Origin of the sequence: Microbacterium oleivorans (genome assembly GCF_001691565.1) — a bacterium.
Classification (GTDB): Bacteria; Actinomycetota; Actinomycetes; order Actinomycetales; family Microbacteriaceae; genus Microbacterium; species Microbacterium oleivorans_B.
Window position 1 is genome coordinate 1,499,203 of the sequence record NZ_MAYO01000003.1, and the last position, 14,661, is coordinate 1,513,863.

General features: G+C 71.0%; 17 protein-coding genes. 6 read left to right on the forward strand and 11 right to left on the reverse strand.

The features are described 5' to 3' along the window. Positions 1-78 precede the first annotated feature (78 nt). On the forward strand, positions 79-1,329 hold the full coding sequence (locus tag BBA86_RS10030) for an isochorismate synthase MenF (RefSeq protein ID WP_065571431.1): 1,251 nt from the start codon (positions 79-81) through the stop codon (positions 1,327-1,329). 205 nt (positions 1,330-1,534) lie between these two features. Here BBA86_RS10030 and BBA86_RS10035 read toward each other — a convergent pair whose 3' ends face one another. The 4 genes from BBA86_RS10035 to BBA86_RS14590 all read right to left on the reverse strand — a co-directional run bounded on the left by BBA86_RS10035 (position 1,535) and on the right by BBA86_RS14590 (position 3,556). Beyond that, positions 1,535-2,224, reverse strand: a complete 690-nt coding sequence (locus tag BBA86_RS10035) for an esterase/lipase family protein (protein WP_065571432.1) — start codon at positions 2,222-2,224, stop codon at positions 1,535-1,537. After that, a complete protein-coding gene (locus BBA86_RS10040) occupies positions 2,221-3,006 on the reverse strand; it encodes an alpha/beta fold hydrolase (protein ID WP_223247068.1) in 786 nt (261 codons plus the stop codon). The genes BBA86_RS10035 and BBA86_RS10040 overlap by 4 nt, the downstream gene beginning before the upstream one ends. Positions 3,007-3,083: 77 nt before the next feature. After that, complete coding sequence (locus tag BBA86_RS10045; RefSeq protein WP_065571433.1) at positions 3,084-3,374, reverse strand: DUF1905 domain-containing protein; 291 nt, start codon at positions 3,372-3,374, stop codon at positions 3,084-3,086. Positions 3,375-3,388: 14 nt separating this feature from the next. Next, complete coding sequence (locus tag BBA86_RS14590) at positions 3,389-3,556, reverse strand: hypothetical protein (RefSeq protein WP_018186880.1); 168 nt, start codon at positions 3,554-3,556, stop codon at positions 3,389-3,391. An 84-nt stretch (positions 3,557-3,640) separates the two neighbouring features. On the opposite strand from BBA86_RS14590, the gene BBA86_RS10050 reads away from it, so the two are divergent. Beyond that, on the forward strand, positions 3,641-4,405 hold the full coding sequence (locus tag BBA86_RS10050) for an alpha/beta fold hydrolase (protein WP_065571434.1): 765 nt from the start codon (positions 3,641-3,643) through the stop codon (positions 4,403-4,405). A gap of 42 nt (positions 4,406-4,447) precedes the next feature. Further along, complete coding sequence (locus tag BBA86_RS10055) at positions 4,448-5,764, forward strand: HNH endonuclease signature motif containing protein (protein ID WP_065571435.1); 1,317 nt, start codon at positions 4,448-4,450, stop codon at positions 5,762-5,764. Between the two features lie 4 nt (positions 5,765-5,768). On the opposite strand, the gene BBA86_RS10060 is transcribed toward BBA86_RS10055, so the two are convergent. Genes BBA86_RS10060 through BBA86_RS10070 form a run of 3 tightly spaced genes read right to left on the reverse strand, consistent with a single transcriptional unit; the run spans position 5,769 to position 8,894 of the window. Then, complete coding sequence (locus tag BBA86_RS10060) at positions 5,769-6,641, reverse strand: PPK2 family polyphosphate kinase (RefSeq protein ID WP_065571436.1); 873 nt, start codon at positions 6,639-6,641, stop codon at positions 5,769-5,771. Positions 6,642-6,697: 56 nt separating this feature from the next. Continuing rightward, positions 6,698-8,497 (reverse strand): 2-succinyl-5-enolpyruvyl-6-hydroxy-3-cyclohexene-1-carboxylic-acid synthase, encoded by a 1,800-nt coding sequence (gene menD, locus BBA86_RS10065; RefSeq protein WP_065571437.1) that lies wholly within the window; start codon positions 8,495-8,497, stop codon positions 6,698-6,700. A 1-nt stretch (position 8,498) separates the two neighbouring features. Continuing rightward, on the reverse strand, positions 8,499-8,894 hold the full coding sequence (locus BBA86_RS10070; protein ID WP_065571438.1) for a PLD nuclease N-terminal domain-containing protein: 396 nt from the start codon (positions 8,892-8,894) through the stop codon (positions 8,499-8,501). Positions 8,895-8,970: 76 nt separating this feature from the next. Between BBA86_RS10070 and BBA86_RS10075 the strand changes: the two genes are divergently transcribed. Beyond that, positions 8,971-9,261: a DUF4229 domain-containing protein gene (locus BBA86_RS10075; protein ID WP_065571439.1), complete on the forward strand. Its 291-nt coding sequence runs from the start codon at positions 8,971-8,973 to the stop codon at positions 9,259-9,261. 3 nt (positions 9,262-9,264) lie between these two features. Here the strand turns inward: BBA86_RS10075 and BBA86_RS10080 are convergent, their stop codons facing one another. From BBA86_RS10080 to BBA86_RS10090, 3 genes are read right to left on the reverse strand one after another with little or no spacing between them, the layout of a single operon-like run. Beyond that, the gene (locus BBA86_RS10080; protein ID WP_065571440.1) at positions 9,265-10,245 is read right to left on the reverse strand and encodes a 1,4-dihydroxy-2-naphthoate polyprenyltransferase; all 981 of its coding nucleotides are present in this window, start codon (positions 10,243-10,245) and stop codon (positions 9,265-9,267) included. 11 nt (positions 10,246-10,256) lie between these two features. Beyond that, positions 10,257-11,432 (reverse strand): AMP-binding protein, encoded by a 1,176-nt coding sequence (locus BBA86_RS10085; RefSeq protein ID WP_065571441.1) that lies wholly within the window; start codon positions 11,430-11,432, stop codon positions 10,257-10,259. 9 nt (positions 11,433-11,441) lie between these two features. Continuing rightward, positions 11,442-12,344 (reverse strand): 1,4-dihydroxy-2-naphthoyl-CoA synthase, encoded by a 903-nt coding sequence (locus tag BBA86_RS10090; RefSeq protein WP_065571442.1) that lies wholly within the window; start codon positions 12,342-12,344, stop codon positions 11,442-11,444. Between the two features lie 96 nt (positions 12,345-12,440). Here BBA86_RS10090 and BBA86_RS10095 point away from each other — a divergent pair, with 96 nt between their 5' ends. After that, a complete protein-coding gene (locus BBA86_RS10095; RefSeq protein WP_065571443.1) occupies positions 12,441-12,854 on the forward strand; it encodes a glucose-6-phosphate dehydrogenase in 414 nt (137 codons plus the stop codon). 7 nt (positions 12,855-12,861) lie between these two features. Here BBA86_RS10095 and BBA86_RS10100 read toward each other — a convergent pair whose 3' ends face one another. Continuing rightward, a complete protein-coding gene (locus tag BBA86_RS10100) occupies positions 12,862-13,653 on the reverse strand; it encodes a hypothetical protein (protein WP_065571444.1) in 792 nt (263 codons plus the stop codon). 44 nt (positions 13,654-13,697) lie between these two features. Here BBA86_RS10100 and BBA86_RS10105 point away from each other — a divergent pair, with 44 nt between their 5' ends. Continuing rightward, complete coding sequence (locus tag BBA86_RS10105; RefSeq protein WP_065572259.1) at positions 13,698-14,591, forward strand: zinc-ribbon domain-containing protein; 894 nt, start codon at positions 13,698-13,700, stop codon at positions 14,589-14,591. The last annotated feature ends 70 nt before the right edge of the window (positions 14,592-14,661 follow it).

Below are 14,661 nucleotides of genomic sequence, written 5' to 3' on the forward strand. Positions count from 1 at the left end.
ATCGCGGCGGACTGCCCGGGGGTGCGAGGCCGGGGTCAGCGGCGGCCCCGCCGACCGGTGCCGGATTAGGCTGAGCGAGTGACCTCGTCTGCACTCGGCATCCCGCGGCTGCGTGCCGTCACCCGCCGGATCGAACCGGTCGATGAGCCGCTCGTCTACGCCTCTCCCGACGACCCGACCGTGTGGTCGCGCCGCGGTGACCTGCTCGTCGGCGTCGGTCGTGCGGCAGAGCTCCCCGCCGGCACGCCGGCTGCGACGTGGTGGCGCGACGTCGCCGCCGCAGCGGAGATCGACGACAAGGTGGGGATGCCGGGGTCCGGCCTCGTCGCCTTCGGCACGCTGCCGTTCGATCCCGCGCACAGCTCGGCCAGCGCTGCCCTCGCCGTGCCGCGCATGATCATCGGCCGTCGCGGCGACACGAGCTGGGTCACTCATGTCTTCGTCGAGGGCGAACCCGAGCGCGACGAGCCCCAGGCGGTCACCCTGGGACCGCACTGGTCCGCGACGGTCGGCCCCGGCGCCTGCACGCCCGACGGCTACCAGGGCGAGGTGCGAGCGGGCCTCGACGCGATCGCGTCCGGCGAGGTCGCCAAGGTCGTCCTGGCCCGCGATCTGGTGGGCACCGTCCCCGCCGGCTCGGACCTGCGGCGCCTCGTCCGCGCGCTCGCGTCGTCGTACCCCGACACCTGGACGTTCGCCGTCGACGGCATGATCGGGGCGAGTCCCGAGACCCTCGTGACCGTTTCGGGCGGTACGGTCACCGCGCGCGTGCTGGCCGGAACCGCCGCGCGTGGAGCTGACGCCGATGCGGACACCGCGGCATCCGTCGCTCTCGCAACGAGCCCCAAGGATCTCGACGAGCACCGCTACGCCGTGCAGAGCGTGCTGACGGCGCTGCGTGATCACACGACCGCGCTGGTCGCCGAGCCGGAGCCGTTCATGCTGAAGCTGCCGAATGTCTGGCATCTGGCGACCGATGTCGAGGGCTCGCTGTCGGGGCACGCGTCCTCCCTCGACCTCGTCGAGGTGCTGCATCCGACCGCGGCCGTCGCGGGCACGCCGACGCAGGCCGCCCTCGAGGTCATCCGTCGGGTCGAGCCGTTCGATCGCGGTCGTTACGCCGGTCCCGTCGGCTGGATCGACGCCGCGGGCGACGGCGAGTGGGCGATCGCCCTGCGATGCGCGCAGTTCGACGTGCACACGGATGCCGGGGCCGACATCCCGCTCATCGCTCACGCGGGCGCGGGCATCGTCGCCGGCAGCGACCCGGAGACGGAGATGCTCGAGACCCGAGTGAAGTTCCGCCCGATCGTCGACGCGCTCGCCTGACGGGCGCCCTCGCGTTTCTGCGACGCCGTTGATCCTGGATCACGGCACAACCCCGACTTCGCGTCGCTGGAATCCGATGAAGTCACCGAGCTCGCATTGGTCGCACAGGCCGCGGACCGCGCGATCCGCACGGTGTTCGCGGCGACCGGGAGGGTGTGCGCTGCGCGCCGCCGTGGGGTCCCGCGCTCCCCGGCTGACGCTGTGATCACGGGAGTCCGTCGCTCTCCTCGGACAGGGCGATCAGCTCCGCGATGACGCGGGGGTGCGCCAGCACGCGGAAGTGGCCGCCGGTCTCGAGCCGAACGTTCTTCGCGGCGCCCGGCAGCTCGCTCCCCTCGGGGATGTGAGGGTCGAACCGTCCGTAGACCGAGACGATGCGGCCGTTGACCTCGTGCTCCTTCGAGAGCGACACGATCGTCGCGCTCCGCGGTGAGAAGATCCGGAGCGACGGCACGACCATCGCCCGCCCGTAGCGCGATCCGCCGAACGGCGTCGCGACGGCGAGCATGCTCGCGATCCGACCCTCGGCGGCATCCCGGATCATGACCCGCTTGCCGACGAGTCCACCCTTGCTGTGCGCCAGCAGCACGCAACCCCGCAGGTCGTGGTGCGCGATGTACTCGACGACACTCGCTGCCGCCTCGTCGACGGGACGCCGGTTGCGTCGCAGGACGGGCAGGACATGGACGGGATGCCCCCGGTCGTGCATCGCGGTGATGAGGGGAATCATGAACCGCCAGGTCTCGTACACGCCCGGCAGGATCACCACGGGCGTCAGATTCCCCGTCGCGAACTCTCGCGGATCGGTGCGGCTGAGTGCGGCATTCACCTGCCATCGGAGCGCGTAGAGGTAGTCGCGGGCCCACCAGGCGGCGTTGCGGAGGAGCCGGATCATCGGGAGACCCGGGGAACCGGTGGCGTCCGCGCCGCTACGAAGGCGCGGATGGCGTCCGCGGCATCCTTCGACGATCTGTCCTGGACGACATGGAAACCCCTCGAGATCTCGGCGACGGCCGCATCCGGGGCAGCGGCAGCCAACCTGCGGCACCACGCTCCGCCGGCCACGGGATCGCGCGCTCCTCGGAGGACGAGCAGGGGCTGCGAGAGGGACCGGACGCGCTCGTCCAACGGGTAGGCGAGCATGTGCCGCAGCTGCCGCGAGTACCAGGGGATGCCGCATCGGAGGTAGTCGGTGAGCACCAGCCAGTTCGCCCTGGGCGACTCGCCGAACATGTCCACCGCGAGCGCGCGGGCCTGCGCGAAGGCCGTCCGGTGACGGTCGTCGGCCACCGGTCCCATCGCGACCGTGAGAGTGATGAGGTCGGGACGTTGCAGCGCCACCTCGACGACCCATTGGCTCCCCATCGAGTGTCCGACGGCGATGACGTCCCTCAGCCCGAGGCGGTCGAGCAGTCCCGCGATCGCCGCAGCCATGGCGACCACGTCGAGGTCTCCGTCCGGTGTGGGCGTTCCTCCGAACCCGGGCAGATCGATGGAGACGACCGCGTCCGTACGCGCCAGTTCGGTGTGCATCCGACGCAGATAGCGATGCGACATCCCGATCCCGTGCACGAGGAGGAACGTGCGCGTCGCGGCGGCGGGCTCTGAGCGCACGACGCGGAAGACCCGTCCGTCGACCGCCACGTCGTCGGCGATCGCACCGTGGGGTTCTCTCACGCGTTCCCTCTCGCCTGCCCGGTCCGCCGGGGAGCCTCACGCTAGCCGCCGCAGCGGCAGGGATGCCGGGGGTTGACCTACCGCAGGCGACGCGTCAGGCGGACGGTCACCGTGTCGCCGATGTCCTTGCCCAGCTTCCGGCGGACCCCAGCGTTCAGGGAGACCATGTGCCCACCCGTGCCCGTCACCATCAACCCGACGTTCGACATCTCGACATCGTCGACGGTGAGGTCCACCCGGACGGAACGGCCGGTGCCGAAGAAGTCCGCCGAACCGGGCATCTCGACGCAGGACCAGGTCTCACCCTTGACCTCCACTCCGATCGGGGCCGTGAAGGTGTGGTTGAGGGCAACGGGTTCGAAAGGCAATGGATCTCCTCAGGTCAGCGGGCGGGCGACCGCAGTTCGACGCCGATGAGCGTGAGTCCCGCCGCGATCGCGGCCGTTCCGATGGCCGCGATGATCAACCCACCGCCGAGAGGCAACAAGATGCCGAAGGCCGCCATGGCGACACCGACGATGAGCAGGATCGCGATATAGGCCTTGATCATGCCTTCAACCTACGGGGTGCCGTCCGCTCCCGTCAGGAAATCGCGAACGTGCTCCGTGTCCGTCGGCGTCGCTAGCCTCGTCGCATGACTGTCGTCTTCCTGCACGGTTGGCCCGGACTCCCCTCGGACTACGACGACGTGGTGACCCACCTGAGCGGGCAGCGGGTGATCGTCCCCGACCTCTCAGGGTTCGGCGCAGGGTTCGCCAGCACGTCGGCCCCGTTCGATGCGACGGCCGCGGCGCACGCCGACCGGCTCCTCTCCTTGCTCGACGATCACGGCGCCGCGGACGGGATCGTCATCGTCGGGTACGACATCGGCAGCCGCATCGCGCAGGCCGCCCTCCGCACGGCTCCGCACCGGTTCCGCGGCGCGGTGCTGACGCCCGCCTATCCGGGCATCGGCGACCGCGCGGCATCCCCCGCCCTCGCCTCGACCTTCTGGTACCAGCACTTCCACCGCGAGCCCGTGGCGGCCGCCCTCATCGACGGCGACGAACGGGCCGTTCGCACGTACCTGACCTACATCTGGGAGACCTGGCGGGCGGGGGCCGCCCCTCCCCCGAACCTCGACGAGATCGTCGCGGCGTACGCGCGGCCGGGCGCGTTCGCCGCGAGCCTGCAGTGGTACGTCGCCAACCGGGGATACGCGGCTGGCGAGGGGCCGATCACGGTTCCGACGACCATGCTCTGGCCCGACCGTGACCCGCTCTTCCCGGTGGAATGGGCGGACGAGCTTCCGAAGCATTTCTCGGACGTCCGTCTCGAGATCGTGCCGCGCTGCGGGCACTTCGTCCCGGTGGAACGACCGGATGCCGTCGCCCGCGCGGTCCGCTCCCACCTGCCCTGACCGGCTCGAGTCGATGTCGGAGGTTGGTGACAGAGTGCAGGTATGACGGACGCGACGGAAACCCCCGATGGTGAGGCGTATCTCACCGCCATCACGGGGATCATTGCGGATGTCGAAGACGTCGAGCGAAAGATGGCGGCGGTGCAGATCGCGCAGCTTCGTACGCTCGCCGCGGCGGGTCGGTTGGCGGACGAGCAGGGTGGGCATCCGCACATGAGAGTGCGACTGAGCGACATGGTGCTTCGATCGATCTCTGCGGAGGTCGCGGGTGTGATGCGGATGACCGACCGGACGGTGCAACGCCGGATCGGGGAAGCCCGGCTGATCATCGAAGGGTTCCCGGCGGCGGTGGCCGCGTGGGAGGCGGGTCGGATCGTGCGAGGTCATGTGCTGGCGATCGTGGATGCCGGTGCGAACCTGCCCGCAGGGCTGTGGGCCGAGTTCGAAGCCGTCGCGATTGAACGGTGCGAACGCGATACCCCCAACCGGGTGCGAGGTGAGCTGGATATCCTCGCCCACCGGATGCACCCCCGGTCTTTCGCCGAGCGACACGACGAGGCTGCTGCCGGGCGATGCGTGCGACTCGTTCCCGGGCGGGACGGGATGTCGGATCTAGTCGCGACCCTGCCGACCGTGATCGCGGAGGGGGTCCACGACCGACTCACTCAGCAGGCACGGGCCATCGTCGATACGCGGGAGGAACGCGCCTCGAAGTCCGATGTGGTTGCGACCGATCAGCGGTCGACCGATCAGGTCCGCGCGGACGTGTTCGCCGACCTCCTCCTCGCCGGCACCCCCGCACTCGACGACACCCGTGACACCACCGCCGGACCGCTCGGCGCGATCCGCGCGCGAGTGCAGGTCCTCGTTCCCGCGGCGACGCTCACCGGCGCGAATGACGGGCCCTGCGACCTCACCGGCCGGTCCCCCATCGATCCCGCAACCGCCCGCGCACTCGCAGGTGACACCGGGATATGGGAGCGCCTCTTCCACGACCCCACCACAGGCGTCACCGTCGCCACCGACTCGTACCGCGTACCCTCCGGGATGCGCCGGTTCCTGCAAGCCCGCGACCAGCACTGCCGGTTCCCCGGATGCCGCGTCGCCGCCATCCGGTGCGAAGTCGACCACACCCACGACCACGCCCTCGGCGGCAAGACCGAACTCTCGAATCTGGCCCACCTGTGCCAGAGGCATCATTCGATGAAACAGTTCACCGCCTGGAAAGTCCGACAACTCAAGGGTGGCGTCCTGGAATGGACCTCACCCCTCGGCAGGACCTACAGAGAAGACGCACCCACCCCGGCCGTCGCCTTCACTCCTGCCGCAGCACTCCCCGGAGACCCGGCACCCTTCTGACTCGTCATGTCGCGGCGAGCCGCGCCTTCTCCGCCTCGACATCGAAATCAGCCGCCGGCCACTGCGGATCGATGCGTTCCAGCACGTCGATGAGAAGCGCCTGCACGGCGAGTCGCGCGTACCACTTGGCGTTCGCGGGGACGACGAACCACGGCGCCCGATCCGTCGAGGTCCGCTCGAAGAGCGTCTGGTACGCCTCCATGTACGCGGGCCAGAGCTCACGCTCGTCGACGTCGCCGGGGTTGTACTTCCAGTGCTTGTCGGGGCGTTCGAGCCGCTCCGCGAGCCGCGACTTCTGCTCGTCGCCCGAGATGTGCAGCATCACCTTCACGATGTGGACCCCGCGCTCCACGAGCCGCTGCTCGAAGTCGACGATCGCTCCGTAGCGACGGTCGATCTCGTCCGCGGGTGCGAGCTGCCGGACACGACCGATCAGAACGTCTTCATAGTGCGAACGGTCGAAGACGCCGATGTACCCCGGCTCGGGCACCTCCCTCTCGACGCGCCACAGGAAGTCGTGCGCGAGCTCCTCCGGCGTCGGCTTCTTGAACGCTTTCAGATGCACGCCCTGGGGGTCGGTGGCGCCGATCACGTGCCGAACGATGCCGCCCTTGCCCGCGGAGTCCATCGCTTGCAGCACGAGCAGGACCGACGGGGAATCGGGCTGCGTCCGACTCTGCGCGTACAGCCGCTCCTGCAACTGATCGAACTCCCCGGCGGCTGCGGCCAGGTCAGCCTGGCCCGCCTTCTTTCCGCCGTCGTATCCGGGCGTCGAATCGGGATCGACGTCCGCCAGCCGGAAGTCCGCACCGACCCGCAGAAGCGTCGTCGGCGAAGCAGTCCAGTGGCCGCGGGAAGGGTGGCGCGTCGCAGTCATGCGGCTCATCCTGCCGTGCGGCGCAGGATCACGCGATGGACTTGCGGATGCCGCCGCTACCGCTCCAGGGGGACGTCGATGATCTGGCGACCCCCGACCGGCGACGTCAGCGCCTGATCCAGCGCGCCGCGCGTGGTGACCCGGCGATACTCCCAGCCGTACGCGGTGGCCAGCTCTTCGATGCGCGCGGTCTGCGGCGTGTACTGAACCCGGTCGAAGGCCTCTGCTCCTGCGACGCGCGCGACTTCGAGACCGTCGAAGATGGTGCCGCCCCCGTCGTTGCCCACGATGACCTGGATGCGCGGCTCCGCTTCGGCCGACGGATGCAGAAGCGCCCCGACGTCGTGGAGGAACGCGAGGTCGCCGAGCAGCACCCTCGTGACGCCGGGAGCAGCCCCCCGCTGGGACGCCGCGGCGATGCCGAGCCCCGTCGCGACGGTGCCGTCGATCCCGGCGAGCCCGCGGTTCGCGTGAACGGGAACCCTCTTCCCGCCCAGGACCTCGTCGGCCACCCGCACGAGGCGGGACGAACCGAACAGCAGCCGGTCGTGCGGCCACGTCGCGCGCCACAGGGCATCGACGAGACCGGCCCGGTCGAGCGGTGCGCGGATCGCGCCGAGTTCGGCGGAGATCGCCCCCAGACGCTCGGCGGGAACGGCCGACGACAAGGCATCGGCATCCGGGGCAGCCGGGCTGAGGTCCACGATCTGGTCCCGCGACGCGCGCATCCACGCCCCCAGCCAGTCGCGGTTGCCCCTCGCGGCGGTGACCGCGTCGACCGGGACGGTCGCCCCGTTGAGGTTCAGGTTCTCCCCCGGCCCACGCACGGCGAACACCTCGACGTCGCCGCGGCTGAGCAGGCGCGCGACCTCACGGCTCAGCGTGGGGTGCCCGAAGACCACGACGCGTTCGATGCGCCCGCCGAGGTCCGGATCGGAGAGCAGCCGACGGTAGCCGTGCACGAGGTGCCGTCCGTAGCGCGCCCCGCTGACGATCTCGGCGATGAGGGGGAACCCGCCGTCATGGGCGAGCTGCTCGGCATCCGCCCCCGCATCGGCCCCTGCGACGACAACTGTGCGCGGACCGGCCTCGAGGACGACCGACTCCGACTCGACGGTCTCGACCGCCGCGCCGACGCCGCCCCCGCCCTGATAGTGCGCGCCCCATTCCGCGTCGGCGGCCCCGGCATCCTCCGTCACGGCGTCCGCCGTCACCGGGGACTCGGATGCCGACACTCCGGCCGACGCGGACGGCAGCCACCCGGGCGCCTCACCCGCGAGGGGTTCTCGGAACGGGACGTTGAGGTGGACGGGCCCCGAGACCCGGGAACCCGCACCGACCGCGGCATCCCATCCGTCGTCGGCAGCGGTGCGGAAGGGGGTGACCTCGTCGGCCTCGAAGGAATCCGCCACGACCTCTGCCACCGGGAGGTCGGCTTCGTGGCGCACGAACCCGGAGAATATGCCGGGCTGGCGCGTGGCCTGGTTCGCTCCGATGCCGCGGAGTTCTGGCGGACGGTCCGCCGTGAGGAGGAGGAGCGGCACGCCGGAGTGGTGTGCTTCAAGAACAGCGGGGAGGAGGTTCGCGACCGCCGTCCCCGACGTGCAGACGACGGCCGCCGGCATCCTGTCCTCGCGACCGATCCCGAGCGCCGTGAAGCCCGCCACGCGCTCATCGATGCGGACGTGGAGGCGGACGAGACCGCGGGCCTCGAGCTCTGCCGCGACGAGGGCGAGTGCCTGCGACCGCGATCCGGGCGAGACGACGATGTGGCGAAGTCCCCGCTCGACGAGACGAGTGAGCAGCGCCGCCGCGGCGTCGGTCGCCGGCGCGCGTCCGGGTCCGGCAGTCGCCATGTCAGGAACGCGAGCCGCGGGGCTGCTCGCCCGTGTCGTCGTCGGACTGCGGGTCGACGGGTCGATCACGCGGGTCGGGAGACTCGGAGTCGAGGGCGGCCAGTTCCTCTTCGAGCCGGCGGATGCGCTCGTCCTGGTCGCTCGAGGTTCCGATGCGACCGAGGAAGTCGGGGTCGTCGTCGGGAGCGCGGAAACTCACGCGCTGCGACGACGCGCGGGCGCGGCCGATGACGAACCAGAGCACCCCGCCGACGACGGGCAACAGGATCACGATGAGCAGCCAGATCGGCTTGCTCACCCCGCGGTGACGGGTGGGCGGCTGCAGCGCGCAGTCGACGATGCTGTAGACCCAGAAAGCGGCGAACAGCAGCGCCAGAACGAGGTACACGCGCGCCATTCCTCCATCCTAGGCGCGCCGTCGCACCCCGAGGCGGCGCGGCGGCCGCTCAGACTGGTCGCCGTAGAATGTGTGCATGCGTGCCCGGTCCGCCCTCGTCTACGCGCTGCTGCGGCTGCTCGCCTTCTTCGTCCCGTTCGGGATCATGATGCTGTTTCCCGTGCTCCGCGAGCAGTACTGGCTCGCTGCGATCTTCGCAGCGCTCATCGGCCTCAGCCTGTCGATGCTCTTCCTGCGCCGTCCGCTCGACGACGTGTCGATGGGCATCGCCGAGCGTCGCGAGGCACGCCGCCGAGCCGACAGCGACGAGGCCGTCGAAGACGCGTTCCGCGATGAGGATGCCGCGTCCGACGGCACCGTCCGCTGACCGTCAGACCGCGACGTAGGCCCAGAGGATGAACCCGCTCCACGCGAGCGAGGCGACGGAACTCAGCTGGAGGGCGACGATCAGTTCGCGCGCGGTCCGGTAGGTCCAGACGATCAGCGTGGCCGACAGCGTCACCAGCAGCACGAGCAGCGACAGCCACGCGACCGGGTAGACGACGCCGAGGACCGGCACGACTGCGAACGGCACCAGCATGAACACGGTGTAGAGGACCTGCGACGCGCGCTTGCCGATGAGAACCGTCAGCGTGCGTTTGCCCGCGACGCGATCCTGAGCGATGTCCCGCAGATTGTTCGTGATCAGCACGCCGCAGGCGAGGGCCCCGACCGCGATCGAGGGCACCCAGGACTCCTGCGGCACCGACCCTGTCTGCACGTAGGTGGTCCCGATCGTGGCGACGGGGCCGAAGAAGACGAAGACGAACAGCTCGCCGAGGCCGAAGTAGCCGTACGGTCGCTTGCCGCCGGTGTAGAACCAGGCGGCGACGATGCAGACGACTCCGACGGCGAGCAGCCACCAGAACTGCGTCCGGATGACGACCGCGATACCCACGAGCGCGGCAATCGCGAAGAAGATCAGGGCAGCGGTCAGCACGGCTCGTGGCGTCACCCGCCCCGACGCGGTCAGGCGGGTGGGCCCGACGCGGTGGTCATCGGTGCCGCGGATGCCGTCGCTGTAGTCGTTGGCGAAGTTCACCGCGATCTGCAGTGAGACCGCGACGACGAGGCAGCACAGCGCGAGAACCCAGTGGAACCCCGCACCGACGGCGATCGCCGCACCCGTGCCGACCAGGATCGGGCTGATCGCGAGCGGCAGAGTCCGAAGGCGCGCCGCACCGATCCAGTCGCGAGCGGTCACCGGGGCCGGCTTGGGTGGCGCCGACGACACGCGCGCTTTCGCCGGGTTGCCGCGCGGCGCGGAGCGCTTCGCGGCGGGCTTGCGGGAGGTCTTTCGGGAGGCGGCCACGAGCAAGGATCCTATTCCCCGCGCGGCGTGGGCTCTTCGTCGTCCGCGAGTAACCGTCGCAGGAGCGACCGATCGGGCTTGCCGGTCGAGGTCATCGGCACCTGATCGAGCACGAGCATCTGCCGCGGGCGCGCCGGCCCACCCACGGCCTCGGCGACGACGCGGCGCAGCTCACCGAACAGATCGGGTTCGGCGTGGTTCCCGAGCGCGCGGCGCGAGAGGACGACGACGGATGCCTCACCCCACCGCTCGTCGCGCGTCGGCACGACGACGGCGCCCTCGAGGCCGGCGATCGTCCGGACCGCGTGCTCGACGCGATCGAGCGAGACGTTCACACCCCCCGAGACGATGACGTTGTCGCGACGACCCGTGATGCGGAGGACCCCGTCCTCGAACGACCCGGAATCGCCCGTGCGGTACCAGCGCGCACCGTCGCCGTCGCGGATGAACGTCTCGGCCGACCGCTCGGGATCGCCGAGGTAGCCGTCGGCCAGTGTCGGACCGCCGAGCTGGACCTCGCCGTCCTCGACGCGCAGCCGCACGCCCTCGAGCGGACGCCCGTCGTAGACGCATCCGCCGCTCGTCTCGGTCGACCCGTAGGTGCGGACGATGCGGGCGCCGAGAGCTGCCGCGCGGTCGGCGAGCCCGGGCGGCAGCGCCTGCCCGCCGACGAGCACGGCGTCGAACGAGGCGAACGCGCGGGCGACCGCGGCATCCGTCTCCCCCGCCTCGACCAGGGTCTGCACCTGGGCGGGGACGAGGGACGTGTAGGTCGGGACCCGGTGTCCGCCCTCGCTCGCGGCCATCGCGGACGCTGCGGCCGTGAAGGTCTGCGCTGTGAAGGAGCCGGCCAGGATCGCCGGGTCGCGACCGGCGACCAGTGCCCGCACCATGACCTGGACGCCGGCGACGTAGGTCGCGGGGAGGGCGAGCAGCCACGACCCGCTGCCGATCCGGCCCGCCGTCGCGAGCGCCGACGACGTCAACGCCGACCGGCTGAGCGCGACGGACTTCGGGTACCCGGTCGACCCGCTCGTCGTGACGACGACGGCTGTGCCGGCGGGAACGTCTGCAGGAAGATCGGATGCCGCGCCGAGAGCGACTGCCGGTCCCGCACCGAGGACCGCGGCTCGAAGCGCACGGAGGACGTCACGCGGATCCGCGGAATCGAGGCGGCTCAGCTGCATGGCGCGGACTCAGTAGTGGTACGGGTACGGCGACCAGTCCGGGTCGCGCTTCTCGAGGAAGGCGTCGCGCCCCTCGACGGCCTCGTCGGTGCCGTAGGCGAGGCGCGTCGCCTCACCGGCGAACACCTGCTGGCCGACCATGCCGTCGTCGATCGCGTTGAAGGCGAACTTCAGCATGCGGATCGCGGTCGGGGACTTGCCGAGGATCGTCCGCGCCATCGAGATCGCCTCGCGCTCGAGGTCGGCGTGCGGGACGACGCGGTTCACCGCGCCCATCTCGTACGCGCGCTGCGCGGAGTACTCCTCGGCGAGGAAGAACACCTCGCGGGCGACCTTTTGACCGACCTGGCGAGCCATGTAGGCCGAGCCGTACCCGGCGTCGAACGAGCCCACATCCGCGTCGGTCTGCTTGAACTTCCCGTGCTCGGCGCTCGCGATCGACAGGTCGCAGACGATGTGCAACGAGTGCCCGCCCCCCGCCGCCCAGCCCGGGATGACGGCGATGACGACCTTGGGCATGAAGCGGATGAGGCGCTGCACCTCGAGGATGTGGAGCCTCCCCGCGCGCGCCGGGTCGGGGGCCGTCGCATCGTCGGCGGCGTACGTGTAGCCGTCGCGGCCGCGGATGCGCTGATCACCGCCGGAGCAGAACGCCCAGCCGCCGTCCTTCGCACTCGGGCCGTTGCCGGTGAGCAGCACGACGCCGATCTTCGGGTCCTGTCGCGCGATGTCGAGGGCGCGGTACAGCTCGTCGACGGTATGCGGTCGGAAGGCGTTCCGCACCTCGGGACGATCGAACGCGATGCGGGCGATCCGCCCGTCGGTCGAGACGTGCGCGGTGATGTCGGTGTAGCCCGTGGCGCCGGGCGCCTCGGTCCACTCCGACGGGTCGAAGAGCTCGGAGACGGTCACCCGGCCAGCCTACGCGCGGGCCCCATCCGGGTGCCGATCGTGCGAAGCTTGTCGGGCGGTCCTCACCCCCGACGAGGGCTGCAGAGAGACCCCCGCATGAAGATCACGAGATCATCCGACTGGCGGGACGCTCTTCCGTTCGAGGTCCCCGTCCTCGCCGCCGACGCCGTGCCCGGCGAGCCGACGCGCTGCGTGAGCTGCCCCGCAGGCAGCGAGCCGCGGGACCGGACCGAACTGTGGGCCGTCAAGCACCGGCATCCCAACAATCACGCCGGATTCGTGCGCTATTACTGCGCCGAGCACAGCCCGAAGACGCCGCCGCCGCCCCCGGCCTCGGTCGCGAGCCCCGGTCGGGCGCGCGGCGCGGCTCCCAAGGCCCGCCCGGAGCGGACCGTCGCCCCGAAGCGCCCCGCGGCCTCGCTCGATGTCGTGCGGGCGATGTGCCCGAACTGCTTCGTGGAGGTCTCCGCGACCGGCGAGTGCGGGATGTGCGGCCAGCAGGTCGCCTGAGCGGGGATCACCTGCGGGGCTCGCGGCTGAACGCGGTGACGGCCTGCGTCCGCCACCACTCTTCGGCGGCGTTCACGCTCTCTTCCGGGAGCAGCGACGATTCCGTGGCTGTCAGCCCCACATCATCGCCCGACGTGGCGACAGGACGCGCACTGCGGACGACGACGACATCGCGGCCCTTCACCGAAGCGACGACCGTCGGCTCCGTGCCCTCGAAGACACGTACCCGGCCATCGTCGCCGACCTGCGACGACGCGCACGCGACGAGCGCGTCGAGGATCGGTGCTGCCTGAGCCTCCGAGGGCGTCGCGAACCGCCACGCCTGCATCCCGATGACCATGTACTCCTCGGCTGTCGTGCGCCCGACGACGTAGCCGGCGATCTGGCGCTCCGCGCCCGCGGCGAACATGTACTCGAGGGGACCGCTGGAAAGAGCCCGCGCGACGTCGTCGAGGGAGGCATCCGGCGCGGTGCAGGTTTCGACGGTGCCCACCGGCTGCGTGGAGACAGGCGCGCACGCGCCCTCTCCCCTCACGGTGTCGTCGCCGGATGCCGTCCACCCGGCCATCGGGTCCGCCGGCTCGATCACACCGAGCACCTCGTCGAGGTTGATGAGCATCGTCGTGTCGCCGGCCCACTCCGCGCACCGCGGCGGCTCGGCGACCTCCTCCGCCGCCGCGGCGGGCGTCCGCTCGGCGGAGGGCGTCGGGGTCCGCTCCGACTCGAGGCTCGCCGTGGAGACGCATCCCGCCAGCGCCATCGAGGTGAGGAGTACGAGCGCGAGTCGAAGTGGACGCATCTTCGCAGTATGTCGTGTCCGAGCCCTCGCCTACCATCGGCGCGGTGACGGAACCCGTGCGGTGGTGGTGGGAGCGTCGGCAGTTCTCCCGGGGCGTCGACGTCCCCTACGCCGTCGGGACGTACCGCTCGACCTGGGCTGCGTATCCGGAGCTCGTCCGGCAGTACCACCCGGATCTCAACGCGGGCATCGTGCTGTCGCAGATCCCGCCGGCTGCCGACGTGTGGCTGTGCTGGGAATGCTCCGCGGGCCATCGCTTCGCCGCGACGCCGACCGAGCAACGTGAACGGCCCGGGCGCGTGCGTCGCCGGTCAGCCTGGTGCCCGGAGTGTTCCGCCCTCGCGGCGCCCCGTCCTGTCACGGTCGTCGAACGCATCGACGCGGGTGCGGTCCTGGCCGCAGTCGAACGTGCGAAGGCCGTGCGGATGCCGGTGGCGACCACCCCTGCTGCGCCCCGGAAGCGCGCGGCGCCGGCCGTCTGCGAGAAGACCCCGGACCTGCCTGTGGGCGAGCCCTTCACCAGCGAGTGCGCTCCCCCACCGGCATCCGCTGCCGAAGCGCGATTGCGCGCGGATCTGACCGCCGCGGTCCTGTTCACCGAGGGGATGACCGCGGTGCGGGTGGCGCGGCCGTTCTTCCGCCACCGCGAGGTGTGGCCCGACATGCTGCTGCCCGAGCTGCGGGTCGCGGTGGAATACGACACTCCGGGACGCCACGGGCTCGAGCACGTGGGAAAACGGGAGGCATCCGATCGCCGGAAGGATGCGCTGCTGCGCGCCGCAGGCTGGGAGGTCGTGCGGGTGCGCACCGGCGGGCTCGAGCCGTTGGGGCCGCACGACGTCGTGCTGCGGACGGCGGGAACGCGAACGGTTGCCGCGATCGTGGACGCGCTTCGCGAGATCCGCGGGCCGCTGGTGGTCGACGCGTATCTGCGGTGAGGTCCGCCCGGTGCCGGCTCAGAGCGGCTCCTGCGATCACCGCGAAGACCACCACCGCCACCGCACGCTT